Below are 21020 nucleotides of genomic sequence, written 5' to 3'. Positions count from 1 at the left end.
GTCGCCGGCCGGGGCGGACCCGTCCGCACGTCCGGTCAGAGCCGGTGCACCTGGTCCGGCGCGAAGGCCAGCGGGTCGCGTCCGGCGGCCAGCACCCGCAGTCCGGGAGCCACGGCGAGCAGCTCGCGCAGCCAGTCCAGGGCCTCGGACGCGAGGTGCTCGCAGCCGTCGAGGACCAGCAGCATGTCGCGCTCCGCCAGCCAGGACGCCGCGTTCGACGTCCCGCACGGCAGGAACGGCATGCCCGGTACGCAGCCCAGCGCGGCCGTCAGGTCGCGGACGCCGAAGCGGCGGTCCATGGACACCACGGCGACGCCGTCGTAGAAATTGGACGAGAGCCGTTGCCCTATCTCCCGCACCAGCTGGCTCCGGGGCTCGCTGAACCGCCCGGTGACGGTCAGTACTTTGCCCCGCCGCACGGCGGTGAAGAGACGGGACAGCTCCGCGGAGGTCGCCGGGAACGTTCCGGCGCCTCTGGAATCCCTCATCGGCACGATGCCCCCCTGCATGCGTGACCTGCGGCAAGAGGGTCGTTTCAAGCCGCATGGAGACGATTATGCGCCAGTTTTCGTGAAAGGCCAGGGGAATTCCCTATTCCGGTGAAACGCCCGTGCCGCCCGATGATCGTTGCAGTTGTACAGGTCACATCCCTTTGTCCAACCGCGCGCGGCACCCACCCCACCCCGAACGGCGAGATCCGCGTCGCTGCGCCCCGTGTGCCCCAGCAGCCCCGTCCCGGACCCCGGGGAACGGTTGTCCGGGGGGCCGGAATCCGCTCTACTGCTGCTGTACGGCCCGAAGTTCGGGCCCGGCGCGGCATCGTTCGGGGGAGGGGTCAAGATGAGTGCGGACCGGCGTCGGGCAGGGCGGGGCGCGAGACCCGCGTCGCACCGGCGCCGTGCGGGCTTCCGGCACCGAAGACCTCTGCTGAGCCTCCTCCTGTCCGCCTTCCTCCTCGTGGGCGTCTGCGCCGCGACCGGCCTCGCCTGGGACCCCCACACCGTCACCGGCGCGCGGGGGGCCCGCCCGGCACCCGACCCGGGCGGCATCCTGCCCGGCACCCCCGACGGCGGCCCCGCGCCCGCCACCACCAACCCCGCCACCACCGGCCCGGGCACCCCCGCCCCGCAGAGCCCGGGCGGGCCGGCCCCGGACCCGAAGGCCCAGGGATCGGGCGCGGACGGCGGAGCGCGCCCCGCCGGAGCCCTGCCCTTCGACCTGCCGCAGCCGGCCGCCCTGCGCTCCGGCGCCGCCGGCAAGAAGCTGGTCTTCGCCCACTACTTCACCCCGTACCCGCTCTCCCTGGACAACGTCGGCGCCGACGCCGACTACTACACCCGCAACTACCTGACCCCGGACGGCGAGAACGGCAAGCACGAGCGCTACGGCGGCCTGCTCCGCGACCGGCCGCTGCCCGTCCCGCCCAAGACCGGGAACTGGGAGCTCGCCAACCTCCAGCAGGAGGTCCGCACGGCCCGCGCCGCCGGCATCGACGGGTTCACCCTCGACCTGCTCTCCCTGACGGGGAAGAACCGGGAACGCTGCAACCTGCTGATGGAAGCCGCCCGTTCGGTGGATCCGGGCTTCAAGGTCATGCTGATGCCGGACATGACCTCCCTGGGCACCGACGACCCGGCCGTGCTCGCCGACCTCCTCGCCGAACTCGGCAGGGCCCCGGCGGCCCACCGGCTCCCCGACGGACGGCTGGTCGTCTCGCCGTTCAAGGCGGAGGAGAAGAGCGTCGCCTGGTGGACCACGGTCATGGACATCCTGAAGTCCCGGCACGGCATCCGTACCGCCTTCGTCCCCCTCTTCCTCGACTTCGGGGCGCACAGCGGCGAGTTCGGGCCGATCAGCTACGGATTCTCCGAGTGGGGCAGCCGCAGCTACGTCGGCCAGGAGAGCTCCACGCGCGACGTGCGGCGCGCCCACGCCGCGGGCAAGATCTGGATGCAGCCCGTATCGGTCCAGGACGCCCGCCCCAACCAGGGCATCTACGACGAGGCGGGCAACACCGCGACCCTGCGCGCCACATGGAACCGCGCCATCGAGGACGGGGCCGACTGGGTCCAGCTCACCACGTGGAACGACTACAGCGAGGGCAGCCAGTTCGCGCCCTCCCTGCACAACGGCCACGCCTACCTGGACCTTTCCTCGTACTACCTCACCCGGTTCAAGACCGGCGGCTGGCCGAAGATCGTCCGCGACACGCTGTACCTGAGCTCGCGCACCCAGTTCGCCGCCGCGGACCCGAGCGGCGCCCAGTCCCTCGTGATGGCGCTGCGCGGCGGCAGCGCCGCGGCCCGGGACACGGTGGAGGTGCTGAGCTTCCTGACCGCGCCCGCGAGCATCCGTACGGCCGTGGGCGCGGCCGGGGACACGCACGCGGCCCCGGCCGGGGTCCACGCCGAACTGCTGCCCCTGGCTCCGGGCACCGGCTCGGCGTCCGTGGTCCGCGAAGGCAAGGCCGGGGCCCGGGTGGAGCTGCGCTACCGGGTGGACCGCACGGTGGAGGTGCAGGACCTCCAGTACTACGCCGCCACCAGCGGCCGGAGCTGAGCACGCGGGGCCCCGGCGCGATCCGCCGGGGTCCGGCGCGGTCCCGGGGCTCCGGCACCGTTCCGCAGGGGCTGAAGTCCCGTGGCTCGGGACCTTCGTCACCCCATATGTAGTGGTGGCCTTCAGCTCTCACATCTATATGTAGTGTTGGCCTTGCCGGTTCGGCGGGGCCTCTCCCCGACCGAGGCAACAGGGAACCCGGTGGGAATCCGGGACTGCCCCGCAACGGTGAGTCCGCCACGGCGGACGAGTCCGACACCTGCCGGCAAGGGCCTTCAAGAGTGCCCGCCATTCTTCCGTGCCGAGCCTCGTGGGAGGGCTGCCGTGACTGCTGTCGTCGACGCCGTAGAGACCGTGACCGAATACCTGGACCGCCGGGACTGGCGGGTGAACGCCAACGCCAACCAGGGCTATTCGCTCGGCGGACTCATCCTCAACGCCGCCGGCAAGGTCACCGCGAACTACTGGCTGGAACAGGTCTATCCCGCCGCCGTGGCCCGCGCCCACCGCGAGGGCGACCTCCACATCCACGACCTGGACATGCTCTCCGGCTACTGCGCCGGCTGGTCCCTGCGCACCCTGCTGACCGAGGGCTTCAACGGAGTGCCCGGACAGATCGACTCCGCCCCGCCCAGGCACCTGTCCTCGGCCGTCGGCCAGATCGTGAACTTCCTCGGCACCCTGCAGAACGAATGGGCGGGCGCCCAGGCCTTCTCCTCCTTCGACACCTACCTGGCGCCCTACGTCCGCCTCGACGCGCTGACGTACGACCAGGTCAGGCAGTGCGTCCAGGAGCTCGTGCACAACCTCAACGTGCCCTCGCGCTGGGGCACCCAGACCCCCTTCACCAACCTCACCTTCGACTGGACCTGCCCCGAGGACCTGCGCGAGCAGATCCCGGTGGTCGCGGGGGAGGAGACCGGTTTCACCTACGGCGAGCTCCAGGCCGAGATGGACATGATCAACCGGGCGTACATCGAGGTGATGACCGAAGGCGACGCCGCCGGGCGGGTGTTCACCTTCCCCATCCCGACCTACAACATCACCCGGGACTTCCCCTGGGAGAGCGAGAACGCCGAGCGGCTCTTCGCGATGACGGCCAAGTACGGGCTCCCGTACTTCCAGAACTTCATCAACTCCGAGCTCGAACCCCACATGATCCGCTCCATGTGCTGCCGGCTCCAGCTCGACCTGACCGAGCTCCTCAAGCGCGGCAACGGCCTCTTCGGCAGCGCCGAGCAGACCGGCTCGCTCGGCGTGGTCACCCTCAACTGCGCCCGCCTCGGGCACCGTTACGCGGGCGACGAGCCGGGGCTGCTGGCCGAGGTGGACCGGCTGTGCGAACTCGCCAAGGACAGTCTCGAAATCAAGCGGATCACCGTCCAGGACCTGATCGACGGCGGTCTCTTCCCTTACACCAAGCGGTACTTGGGCACCCTGCGCAACCACTTCTCCACCATCGGGGTCAACGGGATCAACGAGATGGTCCGCAACTTCAGCGCGGACGCCCACGACATCACCACCCCCGAGGGCCACGCCCTCGCGGTCCGCCTCCTGGACCGGGTCCGGGCCCGGATGGTCGACTTCCAGGAGAGCACCGGCCACCTCTACAACCTGGAAGCCACCCCCGCCGAGGGCACGACGTACCGCTTCGCGAAGGAGGACCGGGCCCGCTTCCCCGGCATCCTCCAGGCCGGCACCGACGCCAACCCGTACTACACCAACTCCTCGCAGCTGCCCGTCGGCTGGACCGACGACCCCTTCGAGGCGCTGGAGCGCCAGGACGAACTGCAGGGCAAGTACACGGGCGGCACCGTCCTGCACCTGTACACCCCCGAGCGGATCCCGACGGCGGAGGCCTGCGCCAAGCTGGTCCGGCGCTCGCTGGAGACCTTCCGGCTCCCCTACCTGACGGTGACCCCGACCTTCTCCATCTGCGCGGACCACGGCTACCTGGCGGGGGAGCAGCCGAACTGCCCCACCTGCGGGGCGGCGTGCGAGGTCTGGACCCGGGTCATGGGCTACCACCGCCCCGTGTCCTCCTTCAACATCGGCAAGAAGGGCGAACACGCCGAGCGCGTCCACTTCAAGGCGACGGTGTGAGCGCCGCAGCGGCCGGCGGGGCGAGCGAAGGCGTGAGCGCCACCGCGCAGCCGGACGGGGTCATCCGCATCGGCGGCTGGTCCCGGCTGTCCACCTGCGACTGGCCCGGCCGGCTGGTCACCACCGTCTTCTGCCAGGGCTGCCCCTGGCGGTGCGGCTACTGCCACAACCCCGGTCTGCTGCCCGCCCGGGCCCCCGCCGCCGTCTCCTGGGACGAGGTGCTCGGCCACCTCGCCCGCCGGACGGGGCTGCTCGACGGGATCGTCTTCTCCGGCGGGGAACCGCTGCTCCAGCGCGGTCTGCCGCAGGCGGTACGGGAGGCCCGTGCGCTGGGCCTGGAGGTCGGGCTCCACACCGGGGGAGCCTTCCCCCGGCGGCTGACCCGGCTGCTCGACGCGGGCCTGCTGGACTGGGTCGGCTTCGACGTGAAGGCTCCGCCCGGCCGCTACGAGCGGGTCACCGGCATCGGCCACGCGGCCGCCTCGGCGGAGCGCAGCCTGCGCCTCCTGCTCGCCTCGGGGGTTCCCCACCAGCTCCGCACCACGGTGGACCCGGCCCACCTGGACCCGCCCGCCATGACCGACCTCGACGACTGGCTCGCGGACCTGGGCGCACGCCCCACGCTCCGCCAGACCATGCGACCGCCGGCCGCCTGACGCGCCCCCCTGCTCACCCCGGACGCGCCTCCCTGCGCACCCCGCCTACGCGGCTCCGCCGGGGGCCGGGGCGAACTCGGGCTGGTCCAGCAGCCGCAGCCAGCTGCCGTCGGGCTGGCGGCGTACGACCTGGGCCCGCGCCCCGGTGCCGTCGCTCGGCGGGGTGGAGGTGAGGGCGATGCCGTCGCTCACGAGCGTCGGCAGCGGGGGCTCCGGCTCGAAGTGCGGCCGGTTCACCAGCACCTGCTCCCACAGGGCGCGGATGGCCTCCCGGCCCACCGTCAGCTCGCCGGGCGGGAAGGCCATCACGGCGTCCTCCTCGTAGAGCGCGGCCACCCCGGCCGCGTCGCCGGCGTTGGACCGCTCGACGAACAGGCGGGTGATGTCCTCGGGCTGCAGGGCCTTCTCGTACGACGCGTAGTCCGACATCGCTGCCTCCTGTGCTGGAACCGGGGTGTGCTCTGTGTTCCAAGCCTGACGCCCGCCGCACCAGAAGTCCAACAGCTGGTTCTGCTGGAAGCTAGAATCCACAGTCATGGAACTGAGGCAGCTCGAATACTTCGTCGCGGTGGCCGAGGAGCAGAACTTCACGCGCGCGGCCGAACGCGTCCACATCAGCCAGTCCGGTGTCAGCGCCCAGATCCGCCGCCTCGAAGAGGAACTGGGCGCCGAACTCTTCGACCGGTCCTCCCGCACCGCCACCCTCACCGTCGCGGGCAAGGCCGCTCTGGAACACGCCCGCACCGCCCTCGCCGCCACCGGGGCCCTCGCCCAGGCGGTAGGGGAGGTGACCGGCCTGATCCGGGGCCGCCTCACCGTCGGCATGGTCGTCGGCTGCACCATCACCCCCCTCTTCGACGCCCTCGCCGCCTTCCACCGGGCCCACCCCGGCGTGGAGATCGCCCTGCTGGAGGACAACTCCGACCGCCTCGTCCAGGCGGTGCGCGCCGGCGCCGTCGACCTCGCCCTCGTCGGAACCGCCGCCACCACCCCCGAGGGACTGGAGGCGTTCACCCTCATCAGCGAGCGCCTGGTCGTCGTGGTCCCGGCAGGGCATCCGCTGGCCGTGGCGGACCGGGTGACCCTCCGCGACCTCGGCGGGTACCCGGTCATCTGCATGCCCCCGGGCACGGGGCTGCGTACGGTGCTCGACCAGGCCTGCGCCGGACAGGGGCTGCGGCCCGCGATCGCCCTGGAGGCCGGCGCCGCCGATGCCGTGGCGGACCTCGCGGCGCGCGGGCTCGGGGTCGCCGTCCTGAGCGCCTCGATGGCCGATTCCTATCGCGACCGGCTCACCGCCCGGACCATCGAGGACGTGGAGATCCCGGCCCTGCTGTCCCTGGTCTGGCGCGATACCCGCAGTCCCGCCCTACGGGAGCTGCTCCTGCGGTGCCGCCGCGCCTTCGCGGCGCCGATGGCCGGAGGAGGGACTGTCGCTCCGGTGGACGGCGGGGCATGATCGGGCCGACAGCCGCGCCGCATCCACGGAGACCCCACGTGACCCAGCCCGCAGAGCCGACCGACCGGACCCCCCGCGCCGATCACGCCGACACCGCCGGCCGGGCCGGCGCCGCCACGCGCGGCGGGTCCGTACGCCGCCCCGCCGAATTCCCCGGCGGCCGGGCGCTGTTCCGGCTCTCCGAGGAGATCGCCCACCTGAACCACGGGTCGTTCGGCGCGGTACCCGTCCCCGTCCAGGAGGCGCAGGCCGCCCTCCGGGCACAGGCGCACGCCGATCCCGACGCCTTCTTCATCGGCGCCCCCGACCGGCTCGTCGCGGCCCGGACCCGGATCGCCGCCCGGCTCGGCGGCGATCCGGACGGGCTCGCCTTCGTGTCCAACGCCACCGAGGCCGCCAACGTGGCCCTCGACGCCGTGGAGTTCGCCGCCGGCGACGAGATCCTGGTCACCGACCACGGCTACGGCACGGTCGTCGCGGCCGCCGCCCGCCGCGCCCCCCTCACCACCGTGGCCCTGGGCACCGACCTCCCCGACGAGGACGCCGTACGGGAGACCGTGCTGGCCGGGCTCACCCCGCGGACCCGGGTCGCCGTACTCGACCACATCAGCTCGCCCACCGCCCGGCTCATCGCCTCGCCCCGGCTGCTCGCCGAACTCGCCGAGCGGGGCGTCACCACCATCGTGGACGGCGCCCACGCCCCCGGGATGATCCCCGACCCCCTGGGCGGGGGCGCCGACTTCTGGTTCGGCAACCTCCACAAGTGGGCCTACGCCCCCTCCGGCACCGCGATGCTGGCCGTCGCCCCGCAGCACCGCGACCGGGTCCGCCCGCCGGTCCCGTCCTGGGAGGACCACTACGGCTTCCCGCGCTCCGTGGAGAACCGCGCCACCTACGACTACACCGGCTGGCTCGCCGCCCCGGAGGGGCTGGACCTGCTGGAGGAGCTCGACGCCGCCAAGGTGCGGGCCCACAACAGCGCCCTCGCCGCCTACGGCGCGGCCCTGCTCGCCGAGATCCCCGCGGTCGCCCCGCTCCCGTACACCGAGGGCCTCGCCCTGCGCACGCTGCGGCTGCCGCCCGGGGTGGCCGAGACCCCGGACGCCGCCCAGGGCCTGCGCGAGCGGCTCGCGGCCGAGCAGCGGATCCGGGTCCTGATCTGGCCCTGGCCGGGCGGCGGCGGGATCCGGGTGAGCGGGCAGATCTACAACCGGGCCGAGGAGTACGAGCGGCTCGCCGAGGTGCTCCCCGCCTACCTCCGCTAGCAGCGGTCACGGGCCGTGCCGGCCGTGCGGCTGCCCGTCCACGAGGCCGGGGCGGCCGCACGGCCGGGGGCGGCTCAGTACCAGCCGGTGCAGTGGACGTGCTGGGTGGAGTCGTTCTTGGCGCAGGCCCGCATCAGGTAGCCGGCGTCGTTGAACGGCGGGGTGTGGGTGTCCGTGCCGGACTGGACGGTGGTCACGCCCAGCGCGGTCCAACTGCTGCCGCCGTTGCTGGAACGGTCCACCCACACCATGTCGCCCGGGTCGGCCGCGTAGATGCGGCCCCAGCCGCAGCGCGTGGACGGGCTGTAGCGCAGCTCGATCTGGATGGTGTCGACGGTGCTCGTCCGCTTCGTCACGCCGTCGCTGGTGGAACAGGCCAGCACCCCGGTGCCCGCCGCTTGTGCGGTGGTGCCCGTGAGGCCGAGGCCGGCGACGAGTGCGATGCCCGCCGTCAGGACGGCGGCCTTCCTGGTGAACAGCATGGGATCCCCCTGTGGAGCGTCGAGGTGATCGGCACGCCGGGCGGCGTGCCGTCGGTCGGACCTCCGTACGGTCTCCCGGACGGCACCCGCCCGGCGTCAACCGCAGAGTGGACCCCGCCGGTAAACCTCCGCGTCAGTACGGGACCCCCGCCCGCTACACCCCTGGTATGACGACCAACGCCCGCCCTGCCGCGTACGGTTCGCCGATGCGCACCTGGGCCTGGCGGGCGGCGGCTGACCGGTTCCGCTCCGTCGACCCCCGGCTGGCCGACGCCCTGATGGCCCTGGGCCTGACCGGGGTCGCGGTCGTCACCGGACACCAGTACAGGCCGGCGGGCTGGCCCCGGTTCGACGCCGCCGCCTACCTGCTCACCGTGCTGGTCGGGCTGCCCCTCGTCCTGCGCAGGACCGCCCCGGTCTCCGTCCTCGTCGCCTGCTGCCTGGCCTACACCGGGTACCTCGCCGCCGGGTACTCGCCCTCCCTCAACTTCTGGGGCCCCCTGGTCGCCCTGTACGGGGTCGCGGCCCACCGCCCGCCCCGTACCGTCGCCGCGTGCACGGCGCTGACCGCGGTCGTGGTCTTCCTCAGCGGGCTGAGCGCCCATGCGCTGGGGCTGGGGATGTGGGTGGCGGTGCTGCAGGCCCTGTGCGTCCCCGCGGTGGTGGCGGCGTTCGGCAACGGCGCCCGCCGGCTCGGCGAACGCAATCACCAACTGGCAGCCGTCACGGCCCAGTTGCACCGCGAGCAGGAGTGGCGGGCCCGCCGCGCGGTCACCGAGGAGCAGCGGCGCATCGCCCGGGAGCTCCACGACATCGTCGCCCACCACATGTCCGTCATCAGCGTGCAGGCGGGGATGGCCGGTTACGTCTTCCCGACCGCGCCGGACAAGGCCCGGGCGGCGCTCGGCACGATCGCCGAGACCAGCCAGGAGGGGCTGCGCGAACTGAGGCGCATGCTGACCCTGCTGCGTTCGGGCGGCGACGAGGAGGCGGACGTCCGGCCCGGCGCGCCCGCGGAGGAGGACCGGGACGGCGAGCGGACCCCGTACGCGCCCATACCCGGCCTGGCGGGGCTCGCGGAGATGGCCCGGCGGGTGCGGGCCACGGGCGTTCCCGTCGTACTGCGGACGCAGGGCGCCCCGCGGCCGTTGCCGCCGGGTGTGGAACTGTGCGCGTACCGGGTCGTCCAGGAGGCCCTGACCAACGTCATCAAGCACGCTCCCGCGGCCCGCGCCGACGTCCTCGTCGCCCACCTCCCGCACGCCCTGGAGGTCACGGTCACCGACGACGGAGGCGCAGTGGGAACTGCGGGCGCGGTGAGTGCGGTGGGCGCAGCGGGCGGCGTCCGTGCGGGCCGACCAGATCCGGCCAACGTTGTCCCGGGGCCGGGGCACGGCTTGATCGGCATGCGCGAACGCGCGAGGCTCTACGGCGGAACAGTGGTCGTCGGCCCGCGGACCGAGGGGGGATTCAGCGTGCGCCTCACCTTGCCGGTCACTACCGCGCCCGTCACCCCCGCGCGTCCCCTCGGGCCGGAGAACCGGCCGTCGGTGTGATCCGGGTCCTCGTCGTCGACGACCAGGTCCTGATCCGGGCCGGACTGGCGGCCCTGCTCCAGGCGGCGCCCGGCATCGAGGTGGTCGGTGAGGCCGAGGACGGCGAGGACGCCGTGGCCCGCGCGGCCGCCACCCGCCCGGACGTGATCCTGATGGACATCCGGATGCCCGGGCTCGACGGTCCGGCCGCCACCGAGCGGATCCTCGCGGCAGCGGTGGACCCGCTGCCCCGCGTCCTCGTCCTGACCACCTTCGACCTCGACGAGTACGTGTACGCGGCCCTGCGCGCCGGAGCCTCCGGTTTCCTGCTGAAGGACACCGGCCCGGAGCGGCTGCTGGAGGCGGTCGCGGCGGTGGCCCGCGGCGACGTGCTCTTCGCCCCGAGCGTGACGCGGCGCCTCATCGAGGCCTACGTGAACCGCGCGGACCCGGTGCCGGACACCCCGGCCGCCCTCGACGCACTCACCGCCCGCGAGCGGGAGGTGCTGCGGCTGACGGCGCGCGGGCTGTCGAACACGGAGATCGCCGAGCTGCTCTTCATCAGCGAGGCCACCGTCAAGACCCACCTCAACCGGACCATGAGCAAGCTGGCCCTGGACAGCCGGGCACAGGCCGTGGTCGTGGCGTACGAGACGGGGCTCGTCGTCCCGGGAGGCGCGGTCTAAGCGGTCGCCGCCGGGCCGGGCTGTTCGGCGGGGGTCCCCGCCGGGGCGTCCTCCAGCGTCCGGCGCAGCAGGGCGACGGTGGACGCCAGGTGTTCCAGCGAGTCGGCCGTCAGCGGCCCGGCGAGCAGGGAGCGCAGCCCTTCCTCGAACGTGGGCGTGGCGGCGGCCAGCAGCGCGGCTCCCTCGGGGGTCAGCTCCAGCAGGGACGAGCGGCGGTTGCCGGGATGGGGCCGCCGGACCGCCCAGCCGGCCGCCTCCAGGCGGTCCACCCCCTTGCTGGTCGCCCCGACGGTGATGGCGGCCTCCTGGGCCAGGTCGTTGACCCGGCAGCCGGCCCGCCCGTCGATGATGCGCAGGAACTCGAACTGGCCCATCGTCAGGCCGTGTTCGGTTCGCAGGCGGTCGCCCAGCGCGTTGTAGAGCCTGATCTCGCAGCGGACGAGGTCCATGAACACCTGCGCGAGGTCGGTCACGCTCAACTCCAGATTCGCGGGAATGATATTCCTGGGAATATAGTTCCTGATGAAGAACTTCCCAAGAAGGAAACGTCATCCGGAGGATCCCATGAGCACGGCACAGCGCGCGACGGTCGACGCCCTGATGCGCCAGGTCCCGTTCGACGGCAGCCTCCCGCCGGAGCGGATGCGCAAGGACTTCGAGGCCCAGATGACCGCGGGCCCGGCCCCGGCCGGGGTGACCGTCACCCCCTCCGTGCTCGGCGGGCGTCCCGCCCTGACCGTCGAACCCGAGGGCGGCCCCGCCGCTGGGACGGCCGCGGGGACGGCCCCCGCGACGGACCCCGCGACGGCTACGGGGACGGACCCCGCGACGATCCTCTACTTCCACGGCGGAGCCTGGGTCTTCGGCTCACCCGAGACGGCCCTGCAGCTCACCGCCGCCCTGGTGCGCCGCACCGGAGTGCGCGCCGTCTCGGTGGACTACCGGCTCGCCCCCGAACACCCCTTCCCCGCCGCGGTGGAGGACGGCCTCGCCGCCTACCGCGGACTGCTGGACCAGGGGGTTCCGGCCGGGCGGATCGTCCTGGCGGGGGACTCGGCCGGCGGTGGCCTCGCCATCGTCACGCTGCTCACCGCCCGCGAGGCCGGACTGCCGCTGCCGGCCGCCGCGGTCGTCTTCTCCCCGGGCCTGGACGCCACCCTCTCGGGCGAGAGCATGACCACGAAGCACGAGGCCGACCCGGTCTTCACCCGCGCCGACCTGGCCGCCGTCTTCACCCACCACCTGGCCGGACAGGACCCCGCCCAGCCGCTGCTGAGCCCGGCCCTCCACGCGGACCCGGCCGGGCTGCCCCCGCTGCTGCTCCAGGCCGGTTCCAACGAGGTCCTGCTGGACGACTCCACCCGGTTCGCCGCCCGGGCGGCCGCGGCCGGGGTCGACGTCCGGCTCGACGTCACCGCGGACGTCCCCCACGTCTTCCAGGCCTTCGAAGGTCTGCTCGACGAGGCCGACGCGGCCCTGGACCGCGCCGCCCGGTTCGTCACCGACGCCCTGGCGCGCGCAGCAGAGAAGGCCTGGTAGACCGTCTTCCTAGTCGCGCCGGAGCAGGTACGTGTCCATGATCCAGCCCTTGCGGGCGCGGGCCTCGGTCCGCAGCTCCTCGATCCGGCCGGCGACCTCCGCCAGCTTTCCCGAGACCAGGATCTCGTCGGGGGTGCCGACGTACGCACCCCAGTAGATGTACAGGTCCTGGTCGAGGTGGGCGGTGAAGGCGTGCCGGGCGTCCAGCATCACCACCACGTCGTCCACGCCGTCCGGCCAGCCCTCCGCGAGCCTGCGCCCGGTGGTGATCTGGACCGGGCGGCCCACCCGGTTCAGGGTGGTGCGGTGGCGGGCCAGCAGCGAGGAGATGCTGCTGATGCCCGGCACGACCTCGTGCTCGAAGGCGACCCGGCCCTTCTCCAGCACCTCGTCGAGGATCGCGAGGGTGGAGTCGTAGAGCGAGGGATCGCCCCACACCAGGAACGCGCCCGTCTCGCCCTCCGCCAGGTCCTCGGCGATGAACCGCTCGAACAGCTCGGCCCGCGCGCTGCGCCAGCCGTCCACGGTGGGGGTGTAGTCGGAGGGCGTCCGGTCGCGGTCGGGATCGCGGCCCTCCACCAGCCGGTGTCCGGGGCGGGCGTGCGCGTCGAGCATCGCGCGCCGCAGCCCGGTCAGATCCGCCTTCTCCTCGCCCTTCTCCAGGATGAGGAATGCGTCCGCCGCGCCGATCGCCCTGACCGCCTGGAGGGTCAGGTGGTCCGGGTCGCCCGCGCCTATGCCGATCACTGAGAACTTCTTCACCGGGCTATTCTGCCCGTCATGCGCGCCGCCCTGTTCGTCACCTGCGTCAACGACGCGCTGTACCCGCGCACGGGCATCGCCGTGGTCCGCCTCCTGGAGCGGCTCGGGGTCACCGTGGACTTCCCCGCCGCGCAGAGCTGCTGCGGGCAGCCGCAGTACAACACCGGCTACCGGCGCGAGGCCGAACCGCTGGTCCGGCGCACCGCCGAGGCCTTCGCGGGACACGAGTACGTGGTCACCCCGTCCGGTTCCTGCGCCGCCATGGTCCGCGCCCACTACCCCCGGATCGGGCGCGCGGCCGAGGCCGAGGGCCGGGGCCCCGCGCTGGCCGCGCTGGCCGAGGACCTCGTACCGCGCGTGTACGAGCTCACCGAGTTCCTGGTCGACGTCCTCGGGGTGACCGACGTCGGCGCGTACTTCCCGCACACCGTCACCTACCACCCGTCCTGCCACGGCCTGCGCGGCCTCGGGCTCGGCGACCGGCCCCGCCGGCTGCTCGCCGCCGTACGCGGCCTGGAACTGCGTGAACTGCCCGGCGCCGAGGAGTGCTGCGGCTTCGGCGGGACCTTCGCCGTCAAGAACCCGGACGTATCGGCGGCGATGGGCACCGACAAGACCGGCCACGCGCTGTCCACGGGCGCCGAGGTGCTCTGCGGCGCCGACAACTCCTGCCTCGCCCACCTGGACGGCATCCTGCGCCGGCAGGGCGCCCCGCTGCGGGCCCTGCACCTCGCCGAGATCCTGGCCGCGACGGAAGAGGAACCACTCCTATGACGGGCACCTACCTCGGCATGCCGGCCTTCCCCGACGCGGCCCGCGAAGCCGTACGGGACGAGGTGCTGCGCGCCAACCTCCGGCACGCCACGCACACCATCCGCGACAAGCGGGCCCGTGCCGTCGCCGAACTGGAGGACTGGGACCGGCTGCGCGCGGCCGGCAAGGCGGTCAAGGACCACACGCTGGCGCACCTCGACCGGTACCTGCTCCAGCTGGAGGCCGCCGTCACCGCCGCGGGCGGCACCGTCCACTGGGCGGCCGACGCCGACGAGGCCAACCGCATCGTGACGGACCTGGTCCGGGCCACCGGGGAGACGGAGGTCGTCAAGGTCAAGTCCATGGCCACCCAGGAGATCGGCCTCAACGAGGCGCTGGAGGCCGCCGGGATCGCCGCGTACGAGACCGACCTCGCCGAGCTCATCGTCCAGCTCGGCCACGACCGGCCCTCCCACATCCTGGTCCCGGCCATCCACCGCAACCGTGGCGAGATCCGCGACATCTTCGCCGCGGAGATGGGCGGCTGGGGCCGCCCGGCCCCCGAGGGGCTGGGCGACGACCCGCGCGAGCTCGCCGAAGCGGCCCGGCTGCACCTGCGCGAGAAGTTCCTGCGGGCCAAAGTCGCCGTGTCCGGCGCCAACTTCATGGTCGCCGAGACCGGCACCCTGGTCGTCTTCGAGTCCGAAGGCAACGGCCGGATGTGCCTGACCCTGCCCGAGACCCTGATCTCGGTGGTCGGCATCGAGAAGGTGGTCCCGACCTTCCGCGACCTGGAGATCTTCCTCCAGACGCTGCCCCGCTCCTCGACCGCGGAGCGGATGAACCCGTACACGACCATGTGGACCGGGCTCGGGCCGCCGAACGGGCCCGACGGCGACGGCCCCTCCGCCTTCCACCTCGTCCTCCTCGACAACGGCCGCACCGACACCCTCGCCGACGAGGTGGGCCGCCAGGCCCTGCGCTGCATCCGCTGCTCGGCCTGCCTCAACGTCTGCCCGGTGTACGAGCGCGCCGGCGGCCACGCCTACGGCTCCGTCTACCCGGGCCCGATCGGCGCCATCCTCAGCCCCCAGCTCCGCGGCACCGGGAGCGAGATCGACGCCACCCTGCCCTACGCCTCCACCCTGTGCGGAGCCTGCTACGAGGTCTGCCCGGTCGCCATCGACATCCCCGAGGTACTGGTCCACCTGCGCGAACGCGTGGTCCAGGGCGGCCCGGTGACCCGCGAGGGCATCCGGGTCCGGCTCCGCCCCGCCGACGGCCACACCGCGGAACGGGCCGCCATGCGGGCCGCCCGGCTCCTCCTCGACCGCCCGGGCGCGCTGCGCGCGGGGGAGCGGCTGCTGGCCCGGGCCCGGCGGCTGCAACCGCGCCGGCTGCCGGGGCCGGGGCGGGCCTGGACGGACAGCAGGGAGCTGCCGGAGCTCCCCGAGCGCTCGTTCCGCGACTGGTGGGCGGCGCGCGAGAAGGAGGCACGCCCATGAGCACCAGGGAACAGATCCTGGCCCGCATCCGCCGGGCCCTGCCCGAGCCGCGCCCGGACACCGCGATCCCCCGGGACTACCTCCAGGTCCACGGCGCCCGCACCCCGGCCGAGACCGTGGACCTGCTCGCCGCGAACCTCACGGAGTACCGGGCCAAGGTGCACCGGGTCGGTGAGGACGGCATCGCCGCGCTGCTGGCCCGCCTCCTCGCCGAGCGCGGAGCGTCCTCGGTGCTCGTACCGCCCGGGCTGCCCCCGTACTGGACGGCGGCCGTCGACGCGGCCACGGTCCACGACCGCGCGGACTCCACCCCGTACCAACTGGACTCCGTGGACAGCGTGGTGACCGGCTGCGCCCTGGCGATCGCCGAGACCGGCACGCTCGTCCTCGACGGCGGCCCCGCGTCGGGGCGGCGCCGGATCACCCTCGTCCCCGACCACCACATCTGCGTGGTCCGCGTCCCCGGCCAGGTGGTGGACTCCGTCCCGCAGGCCCTTCCCCTGCTGGACCCCACCCGCCCCCTGACCTGGATCTCCGGCCCCTCCGCCACCAGCGACATCGAGCTGGACCGGGTGGAGGGCGTGCACGGCCCCCGCACCCTGGAAGTGGTCCTGCTCGGCGCACAATGAGGACATGCCCTCCCACCTCGCCCTCACCGCCCTCGTGGTCCACGACTACGACGAGGCCATCGACTTCTACACCCGCGCCGTCGGCTTCGACCTCGTCGAGGACACCGCGCGGCCCGACGGCTCCCGCTGGGTCGTGGTGCGCCCGCCGGGCGCCACGGAATCCGCCCTCCTGCTGGCCCGCGCCAAGGACGACGCCCAGCGCTCCCGCGTCGGCGACCAGACGGGCGGCCGCGTCGGCTTCTTCCTCTACACCGACGACTTCACCGCCGACCACGCCCGGATGACCGCCGAGGGCGTCCGCTTCCTGGAGGAGCCGCGCCACGAGGCGTACGGCTCGGTCGCCGTCTTCCAGGACCTCTACGGCAACCGCTGGGACCTCCTCCAGCCGGCGTAGGCCCCGGCCGGGCGTCGGCCCGGGATCAGGCCGGGCCGGGGCCGCCCGTGAGCTGCGGGGCCTCGGCCGCCGCGTCGACGGCCGCGCCGGCCTCCACCCGTACCGCCAGCTCCCGGGCCCACCCGGCCAGCCCGGGGAGGTCCATCCCGTACGGAGGGCCGTCCCCGGCTTTGTCCGGCCCGTCCAGCCCGGCCAGGGCAGCGGCTCCGCGGCGCAGCAGCCGCGCCCCGCCGACCGCGTTCCCGCGCGCGGCGTGCGTCAGCCCGACCGCCAGCTGCGCCAGCGCCCGCCACAGCGGGGCCGCCTCCGCGGGCCCGGACTTCCACGCGTCCTCGAACACCTCGTGCGCGTGGAAGGGCATCCCCGCGTCCAGCAGCCGCTGCGCCTCGCGCACGGTCTCCCCGGGCTCCCGCACCACCCCTTCGGCCTGCCGTTCCACCCCTTGGGCCCCGTAGGGCAGCGGCCGCCCCAGCCCGTCCCTGGGCCGAGCGTTCCGCGCCCGCCCCTCACCGTCCCGATCCCGTACGTTCACGTCCCCATCCTCCCCCGCGCCGATAACCCGTGCATGCACACCCCTCGCCGTGGGGTAATGTTCTGCATGTGCCGCAGGGACGGGGGAAACCCCAGATCAGAAGCACATCGGGACGTGGCGCAGCTTGGTAGCGCACTTGACTGGGGGTCAAGGGGTCGCAGGTTCAAATCCTGTCGTCCCGACTCGAAAGAGTCGTAGACCGAAGGGTCGTTTCAGAGAAATCTGAAACGGCCCTTCGGTCTTTTTCGTGTGACCCTTGCGCGGAATTCACGTGCGCAGCAAGCGGAGTTGCGCCACACGCCACATGACGCCCCTGCACTGAGAGGACGTACCACCTCACCTCCAGGGAGCGTCGTATGCGCAAGACATCGCAGGCAGCCGCGTCGTCCGCCGCCGTCCTCGCCTTCTGCGTGGTCACGGCCCTCGGTACGGCGCCGGCAACCGGAGCCGCCGAACGGCCGGCCCCGACACCGCAGCTGCTGGACGCCACGAACGTCGGGCCCCTCACGCTCCCGTCCGCCACCTCGGTGCGGTCCGTCGTGCTCGCTCCGGGGGTCACCCAGACCTCCCTGGTCCTCGGCCGGACCGACGCCGACGACGTGTGGACCGTCCACGTGAACCAGCCCCTGACCGCCGACGGGCCGTACGGCTCGGCCACCGCGGCCCTCGGCGCCAAGGCGCGGGCCGACCAGGTGGCCGGGGCCCTGCGGGCCAAGGGCTTCGACCCCCGGGTGGAACGCGTCCTCATCCCCGCCTTCGCCGACCGCCCGGCCGGCACGCTGGGCTGGACCGTGCGGATCGGGCGGTACGCCGACCAGGGCGCGGCGACGGCCGCGCTCGCCCAGGTCAAAGCGGCCGGGTTCGCCGGGGACACCCGGTACACGGCGCAGGACGGCACGGACGCCGACGCCCTCCAGCGGGTGTTCGTCCTGCGGGTGGACTTCAAGCGGTTCACCGGCCGTCTGGCCAGCGACTTCGGCCCGAACATCGACGTCCACGAGAAGCTGCCCGACCTGGCGGCAGCCGCCGGGGCGCTGGCGGGCGTCAACGCCCAGTGGTTCGCCGACAAGGCGTCGCTCGGGCTGTACGTGAAGGACGGCCGGCTGCTGAGCGGCGCCACCCAGGGGCGCAGCGGGGTCAGGATCACGGACGGCGGGCGGAAGTTCGACGTCGACACGTACACCACGCGGATCACGGTCGGCGCGGGCGGCTCCACCCGCGAGGTCGACGGCATCAACCGGATACCCGGCGAGATCTGGAACTGCGGGGGCGTCGGCGGCGACCTGCCCACCCAGCACCCGCAGCACGACCTCAAGTGCACCGACGACAGCGAGATCGTCCGCTTCACCCCCGAGTGGAGCACCCCGCCGACCGGAGCGGGCGCCGAGGTGGTCCTGGACCGCAACGACCGGGTGACGGCGGTGCACCGCACGCGCGGGGCCAAGCCGCCCGCGGGCGGCTCCACCCTCCAGGCCATCGGCGAGAGCGCCGACTGGCTGCTCGCGCACGCGCGTACCGGCGCCCGGCTGCGCATCGTCCAGCGCGTTCTGGACGGCGCCGGGCACCAGGTCCCGCTCACCCGGGACACCACGATCGTCCAGACCGGCCCGACGCTGATCCGCGACGGGCAGATCGCGGTCAACGCCCTCGCCGACGGCATCATCCGCCAGGGAGCCGACCAGACCTTCACCTACAACTGGGTGGTACGCGGCAACCCGCGCACCATGCTCGGCATCGACGCCCAGGGGAGGCTGCTGCTGGCCGTCGTGGACGGGCGCCGGGCCGGGTGGAGTTCGGGCCTGGGCGTGGCCGCCGCCGCGAAGCTGATGAAGGACCTGGGCGCCCGGGAGGCGCTGAACCTCGACGGCGGCGGTTCGAGCGTGATGGTCACCGCCCCCTCGGGCATCGTCAACCGCCCCTCGGACGCCACGGGTCCGCGCTACCTGGGCAACGTCCTGCTGCTGGAGTCCGCCAAGACCGGCGGCTGACAGTTCTCTTTCGTGCAGCAAACGCCCCGCGAGAACGAAATGAACGAGTGAGCCCGACCCCAACCGCACCGGCCCAGACCAGCCAGAAGTGGACCATTTGGGATCGGGCTTGTCGTTGTCGTGATGACATCCGCTCGGATTTTACTGTGCCCTTGCGAATTTCATGCCCTACTCTGCGGTGATCCACGTCCTTGACGTTCTCAGGAAGACGCAGAAACCCATGACTCGCCGCAGAGCCGGTGGACGAGTGCCCCGCGCACTCACCGCCCTTTTCACGCTCGTCCTCCCGCTCACCGCGGTAGACCTCCTCAACGCGCCGGGCGCGGCCGCAGCGACCCCGACCAAGCCCGAGGTCATCAGCGCCGGAGCCTTCGAGGGGTTCTGGTCGCCTTCGGCCGACGGCCTCAAGCCGGTACCGTGCAACGGCTGGACACGCAACAGCGGCCTGGCGCTGATCGCGAACCTGCGCGACATCGACGGCGGCAGCGTCACCGCTCAGTTCGTCGTCACCACCGCCGCGGGCGTGGCCGTGCCCGTTCCCAAGGCGACCACCGTGGCGAGCGGCGGCACGTCGACCACCACTGTTCCCGGCGTGAACCTGCCCACCGGTGCCTACAAGTGGAAGGTTCGCGCCAAGGATGAGGAAGGCGCCTACAGTGCCTTCACCGCCGACTGTGCCTTCAACGTCGACGCGGACCCGCCCACGGAGCCCGTCACCGTCACCAAAGAGGACGGCACCCCCCTCACCACTCAGCAGGCGCGCACCAAGCTGCGCCTCAAGTTCAAGAACCCGGCCACCGACCTCGCAGGGTTCTGCTGGTCCCTGGACCGCCCCATCTCCGTATCCAGCGAGCTTTGTGGAGCCAACTGGATTCCTCTCGCTCCTGGCGGCACGGAAGCCACCGCCGAAGTCACTCTCACGGAACGGTTCGGGCACAACCTGTACGTCCTCGCCGTAGACAAGGCCGGCAACAAATCGCCGACCGACAATGCCGCCGACGTCACGAGACTGAATACCTTCTCGCCCACCTTCGTCTACCCGGCCGGGCAGACTCCGCTGAACCGGGCGTACTCGGACCTCCTCGGCGACCTCAATGGCGACGGCTTCGTCGACCTACTGGGCCCCGAAGCAGACGGCGGTCTGCGCCTCTACACCGGCAATGGAGCCGGCCGCGTGCAGATGCGTTCCATCGCGGACTCCGGCTGGAAGGGTGCGCTGATCGCGCACGGCGGTGACTTCACCGACTTGGTCAGCCCCACGGGCGCACCTGACGGCTACGAGGATGCCATTGTCCGCTTGAGCGACAACAAGCTCTACCTCTATGCCGGCAATGGGTTCGGCGACTTCTCGCACGCCAAGCGCCGGGAACTGACCCCGCCTCCCGGTCTCGGTTCCGCGGGCTGGGGGCGAATCCAGCAGATGATCGCCCCCGGCGATCTGGATCAGCGCACCGAAAGCGGGTTCAGGAAGGGCAATGACCTGGCCGTCGTCGAATGTGTGGACGATGCCTGCTCCGGCGCCCGTCTGCGCATCTATTCCGGCCAGACCAAACCGGGTGATTCGAGCCCGGAACAGGGCAGTCCCTTCGACTTCAAGGCCCCCTCCTACACCGGCGGCACCACCTGGAAGAACTACGAGATCCTCGGCATCGGTGACCAGAACGGCGACGGGGTCAAGGACATCCTCGCCCGCAACAAGATCGACGGGAACCTGTACCTCTACGCCGGCAAGATCGGCGCGGATGGCAAGTTCGGCCTCGCTCCCCGCACCACCTACGCCACCGGGGGCTGGCGTCCCGCCGACCGCCCGCTGATCGTCAGTCACGGCAATGCCCAGGGCACCGTCGTCAACAAGACGATCACCGACGAGGGTCAGGTCATCCCGTACAAGCAGTTCCAGCCCAAGGCGGGTGACGAGCAGGGCGACCTGTGGGCCACCACTCCCGCGGATCCCAAGCGCGTGGTGAACTACGTGGACAGCGCGGGCAAGCCGGCCACCACCACCTGCCCCACCGGCTGCCTGCTCTACTATCCGGGCGGTCCCACCGGCCTCAAGCAGCCCCAGCTGGTCGGCGCGAGCGGCTGGGCGACCAGCGTCACCAACCTCTTCTGAGCTGACCCGTCCCGAACAGCACGTGCGGCGCCGCCGGTGGATCCGGCGGCGCCGCTCGTC

20 protein-coding genes, 1 tRNA gene and 1 riboswitch are annotated in these 21020 nt (G+C 72.7%); of the genes, 15 read left to right on the top strand and 6 right to left on the bottom strand.

Annotation, left to right across the window (positions count from 1 at the left end; translation table 11 throughout):
- Positions 1–35 precede the first annotated feature (35 nt).
- Complete coding sequence (locus ACFWNV_RS10190; RefSeq protein ID WP_383943400.1) at positions 36–488, bottom strand: hypothetical protein; 453 nt, start codon at positions 486–488, stop codon at positions 36–38.
- A 352-nt stretch (positions 489–840) separates the two neighbouring features.
- Here ACFWNV_RS10190 and ACFWNV_RS10185 point away from each other — a divergent pair, with 352 nt between their 5' ends.
- The 3 genes from ACFWNV_RS10185 (at position 841) to ACFWNV_RS10175 (ending at position 5318) form a co-directional block, all read left to right on the top strand.
- Entirely contained in the window at positions 841–2559 is a 1719-nt protein-coding gene (locus tag ACFWNV_RS10185) for an endo-1,3-alpha-glucanase family glycosylhydrolase (protein WP_383943397.1), read from the top strand.
- Positions 2560–2699: 140 nt separating this feature from the next.
- A riboswitch (cobalamin riboswitch) is annotated at positions 2700–2841 on the top strand.
- 42 nt (positions 2842–2883) lie between these two features.
- On the top strand, positions 2884–4662 hold the full coding sequence (locus tag ACFWNV_RS10180) for a ribonucleoside triphosphate reductase (RefSeq protein WP_383943394.1): 1779 nt from the start codon (positions 2884–2886) through the stop codon (positions 4660–4662).
- Positions 4659–5318 (top strand): anaerobic ribonucleoside-triphosphate reductase activating protein, encoded by a 660-nt coding sequence (locus tag ACFWNV_RS10175; protein WP_383943391.1) that lies wholly within the window; start codon positions 4659–4661, stop codon positions 5316–5318. Before ACFWNV_RS10180 ends, ACFWNV_RS10175 begins: the two co-directional genes overlap by 4 nt.
- 45 nt (positions 5319–5363) lie before the next feature.
- On the opposite strand, the gene ACFWNV_RS10170 is transcribed toward ACFWNV_RS10175, so the two are convergent.
- Positions 5364–5747 (bottom strand): YybH family protein, encoded by a 384-nt coding sequence (locus tag ACFWNV_RS10170; protein WP_383943388.1) that lies wholly within the window; start codon positions 5745–5747, stop codon positions 5364–5366.
- A gap of 106 nt (positions 5748–5853) precedes the next feature.
- Here ACFWNV_RS10170 and ACFWNV_RS10165 point away from each other — a divergent pair, with 106 nt between their 5' ends.
- On the top strand, positions 5854–6777 hold the full coding sequence (locus ACFWNV_RS10165; protein ID WP_383943385.1) for a LysR family transcriptional regulator: 924 nt from the start codon (positions 5854–5856) through the stop codon (positions 6775–6777).
- A 38-nt stretch (positions 6778–6815) separates the two neighbouring features.
- Positions 6816–8042, top strand: coding sequence for an aminotransferase class V-fold PLP-dependent enzyme (locus ACFWNV_RS10160; protein ID WP_383943382.1), 1227 nt, complete (start codon positions 6816–6818; stop codon positions 8040–8042).
- A 74-nt stretch (positions 8043–8116) separates the two neighbouring features.
- On the opposite strand, the gene ACFWNV_RS10155 is transcribed toward ACFWNV_RS10160, so the two are convergent.
- Entirely contained in the window at positions 8117–8524 is a 408-nt protein-coding gene (locus tag ACFWNV_RS10155) for a DUF2690 domain-containing protein (RefSeq protein ID WP_383943379.1), read from the bottom strand.
- A 167-nt stretch (positions 8525–8691) separates the two neighbouring features.
- Between ACFWNV_RS10155 and ACFWNV_RS10150 the strand changes: the two genes are divergently transcribed.
- Positions 8692–10080 (top strand): sensor histidine kinase, encoded by a 1389-nt coding sequence (locus ACFWNV_RS10150; protein WP_383943376.1) that lies wholly within the window; start codon positions 8692–8694, stop codon positions 10078–10080.
- Positions 10077–10745 (top strand): response regulator, encoded by a 669-nt coding sequence (locus ACFWNV_RS10145; protein WP_383943373.1) that lies wholly within the window; start codon positions 10077–10079, stop codon positions 10743–10745. The genes ACFWNV_RS10150 and ACFWNV_RS10145 overlap by 4 nt, the downstream gene beginning before the upstream one ends.
- Here ACFWNV_RS10145 and ACFWNV_RS10140 read toward each other — a convergent pair.
- The gene (locus tag ACFWNV_RS10140; protein WP_383943370.1) at positions 10742–11218 is read right to left on the bottom strand and encodes a MarR family winged helix-turn-helix transcriptional regulator; all 477 of its coding nucleotides are present in this window, start codon (positions 11216–11218) and stop codon (positions 10742–10744) included. The two genes, ACFWNV_RS10145 and ACFWNV_RS10140, sit on opposite strands and share 4 nt — an antisense overlap.
- A 91-nt stretch (positions 11219–11309) precedes the next feature.
- Here ACFWNV_RS10140 and ACFWNV_RS10135 point away from each other — a divergent pair, with 91 nt between their 5' ends.
- Positions 11310–12284, top strand: a complete 975-nt coding sequence (locus ACFWNV_RS10135) for an alpha/beta hydrolase (protein WP_383943367.1) — start codon at positions 11310–11312, stop codon at positions 12282–12284.
- A gap of 9 nt (positions 12285–12293) precedes the next feature.
- Here ACFWNV_RS10135 and cobF read toward each other — a convergent pair whose 3' ends face one another.
- Positions 12294–13046, bottom strand: coding sequence for a precorrin-6A synthase (deacetylating) (gene cobF / locus ACFWNV_RS10130; RefSeq protein ID WP_383943364.1), 753 nt, complete (start codon positions 13044–13046; stop codon positions 12294–12296).
- An 18-nt stretch (positions 13047–13064) separates the two neighbouring features.
- Here cobF and ACFWNV_RS10125 point away from each other — a divergent pair, with 18 nt between their 5' ends.
- Genes ACFWNV_RS10125 through ACFWNV_RS10110 form a run of 4 tightly spaced genes read left to right on the top strand, consistent with a single transcriptional unit; the run spans position 13065 to position 16327 of the window.
- Entirely contained in the window at positions 13065–13820 is a 756-nt protein-coding gene (locus ACFWNV_RS10125) for a (Fe-S)-binding protein (protein ID WP_383943362.1), read from the top strand.
- Positions 13817–15304, top strand: a complete 1488-nt coding sequence (locus ACFWNV_RS10120; protein ID WP_383943359.1) for a lactate utilization protein B — start codon at positions 13817–13819, stop codon at positions 15302–15304. The genes ACFWNV_RS10125 and ACFWNV_RS10120 overlap by 4 nt, the downstream gene beginning before the upstream one ends.
- Positions 15301–15933, top strand: coding sequence for a lactate utilization protein C (locus ACFWNV_RS10115; protein ID WP_383943356.1), 633 nt, complete (start codon positions 15301–15303; stop codon positions 15931–15933). The genes ACFWNV_RS10120 and ACFWNV_RS10115 overlap by 4 nt, the downstream gene beginning before the upstream one ends.
- Positions 15934–15937: 4 nt before the next feature.
- Positions 15938–16327 carry a VOC family protein gene (locus ACFWNV_RS10110; RefSeq protein ID WP_383943353.1) on the top strand — a complete coding sequence of 130 codons (390 nt, stop codon included), beginning with the start codon at positions 15938–15940 and terminating at the stop codon, positions 16325–16327.
- Positions 16328–16352: 25 nt separating this feature from the next.
- On the opposite strand, the gene ACFWNV_RS10105 is transcribed toward ACFWNV_RS10110, so the two are convergent.
- Positions 16353–16859 carry a DUF309 domain-containing protein gene (locus ACFWNV_RS10105; protein WP_383943350.1) on the bottom strand — a complete coding sequence of 169 codons (507 nt, stop codon included), beginning with the start codon at positions 16857–16859 and terminating at the stop codon, positions 16353–16355.
- Between the two features lie 108 nt (positions 16860–16967).
- On the opposite strand from ACFWNV_RS10105, the gene ACFWNV_RS10100 reads away from it, so the two are divergent.
- The 3 genes from ACFWNV_RS10100 to ACFWNV_RS10090 all read left to right on the top strand — a co-directional run bounded on the left by ACFWNV_RS10100 (position 16968) and on the right by ACFWNV_RS10090 (position 20960).
- Positions 16968–17041 (top strand) — tRNA-Pro (locus ACFWNV_RS10100).
- A gap of 174 nt (positions 17042–17215) precedes the next feature.
- Positions 17216–18847, top strand: a complete 1632-nt coding sequence (locus tag ACFWNV_RS10095) for a phosphodiester glycosidase family protein (RefSeq protein ID WP_383943347.1) — start codon at positions 17216–17218, stop codon at positions 18845–18847.
- 163 nt (positions 18848–19010) lie between these two features.
- Positions 19011–20960, top strand: coding sequence for a hypothetical protein (locus tag ACFWNV_RS10090; protein ID WP_383943344.1), 1950 nt, complete (start codon positions 19011–19013; stop codon positions 20958–20960).
- The last annotated feature ends 60 nt before the right edge of the window (positions 20961–21020 follow it).

Origin of the sequence: Streptomyces sp. NPDC058401 (assembly GCF_042722885.1) — a bacterium.
Classification (GTDB): Bacteria; Actinomycetota; Actinomycetes; order Streptomycetales; family Streptomycetaceae; genus Streptomyces.
Note: the sequence above shows the minus strand (reverse complement) of the source record. Positions and strands in the feature narration are given on the sequence as shown.

Bases quoted from the DNA above. Each gene is read 5' to 3' on its own strand.
- ACFWNV_RS10125 (WP_383943362.1), top strand. From the start codon at position 13,065: ATGCGCGCCGCCCTGTTCGTCACCTGCGTCAACGACGCGCTGTACCCG.
- ACFWNV_RS10170 (WP_383943388.1), bottom strand. From the start codon at position 5,747: ATGTCGGACTACGCGTCGTACGAGAAGGCCCTGCAGCCCGAGGACATC.
- ACFWNV_RS10190 (WP_383943400.1), bottom strand. From the start codon at position 488: ATGAGGGATTCCAGAGGCGCCGGAACGTTCCCGGCGACCTCCGCGGAG.
- ACFWNV_RS10110 (WP_383943353.1), top strand. From the start codon at position 15,938: ATGCCCTCCCACCTCGCCCTCACCGCCCTCGTGGTCCACGACTACGAC.
- ACFWNV_RS10090 (WP_383943344.1), top strand. From the start codon at position 19,011: ATGCCCTACTCTGCGGTGATCCACGTCCTTGACGTTCTCAGGAAGACG.
- ACFWNV_RS10185 (WP_383943397.1), top strand. From the start codon at position 841: ATGAGTGCGGACCGGCGTCGGGCAGGGCGGGGCGCGAGACCCGCGTCG.
- ACFWNV_RS10155 (WP_383943379.1), bottom strand. From the start codon at position 8,524: ATGCTGTTCACCAGGAAGGCCGCCGTCCTGACGGCGGGCATCGCACTC.
- ACFWNV_RS10150 (WP_383943376.1), top strand. From the start codon at position 8,692: ATGACGACCAACGCCCGCCCTGCCGCGTACGGTTCGCCGATGCGCACC.
- ACFWNV_RS10165 (WP_383943385.1), top strand. From the start codon at position 5,854: ATGGAACTGAGGCAGCTCGAATACTTCGTCGCGGTGGCCGAGGAGCAG.
- ACFWNV_RS10115 (WP_383943356.1), top strand. From the start codon at position 15,301: ATGAGCACCAGGGAACAGATCCTGGCCCGCATCCGCCGGGCCCTGCCC.
- ACFWNV_RS10135 (WP_383943367.1), top strand. From the start codon at position 11,310: ATGAGCACGGCACAGCGCGCGACGGTCGACGCCCTGATGCGCCAGGTC.
- ACFWNV_RS10095 (WP_383943347.1), top strand. From the start codon at position 17,216: ATGCGCAAGACATCGCAGGCAGCCGCGTCGTCCGCCGCCGTCCTCGCC.
- ACFWNV_RS10120 (WP_383943359.1), top strand. From the start codon at position 13,817: ATGACGGGCACCTACCTCGGCATGCCGGCCTTCCCCGACGCGGCCCGC.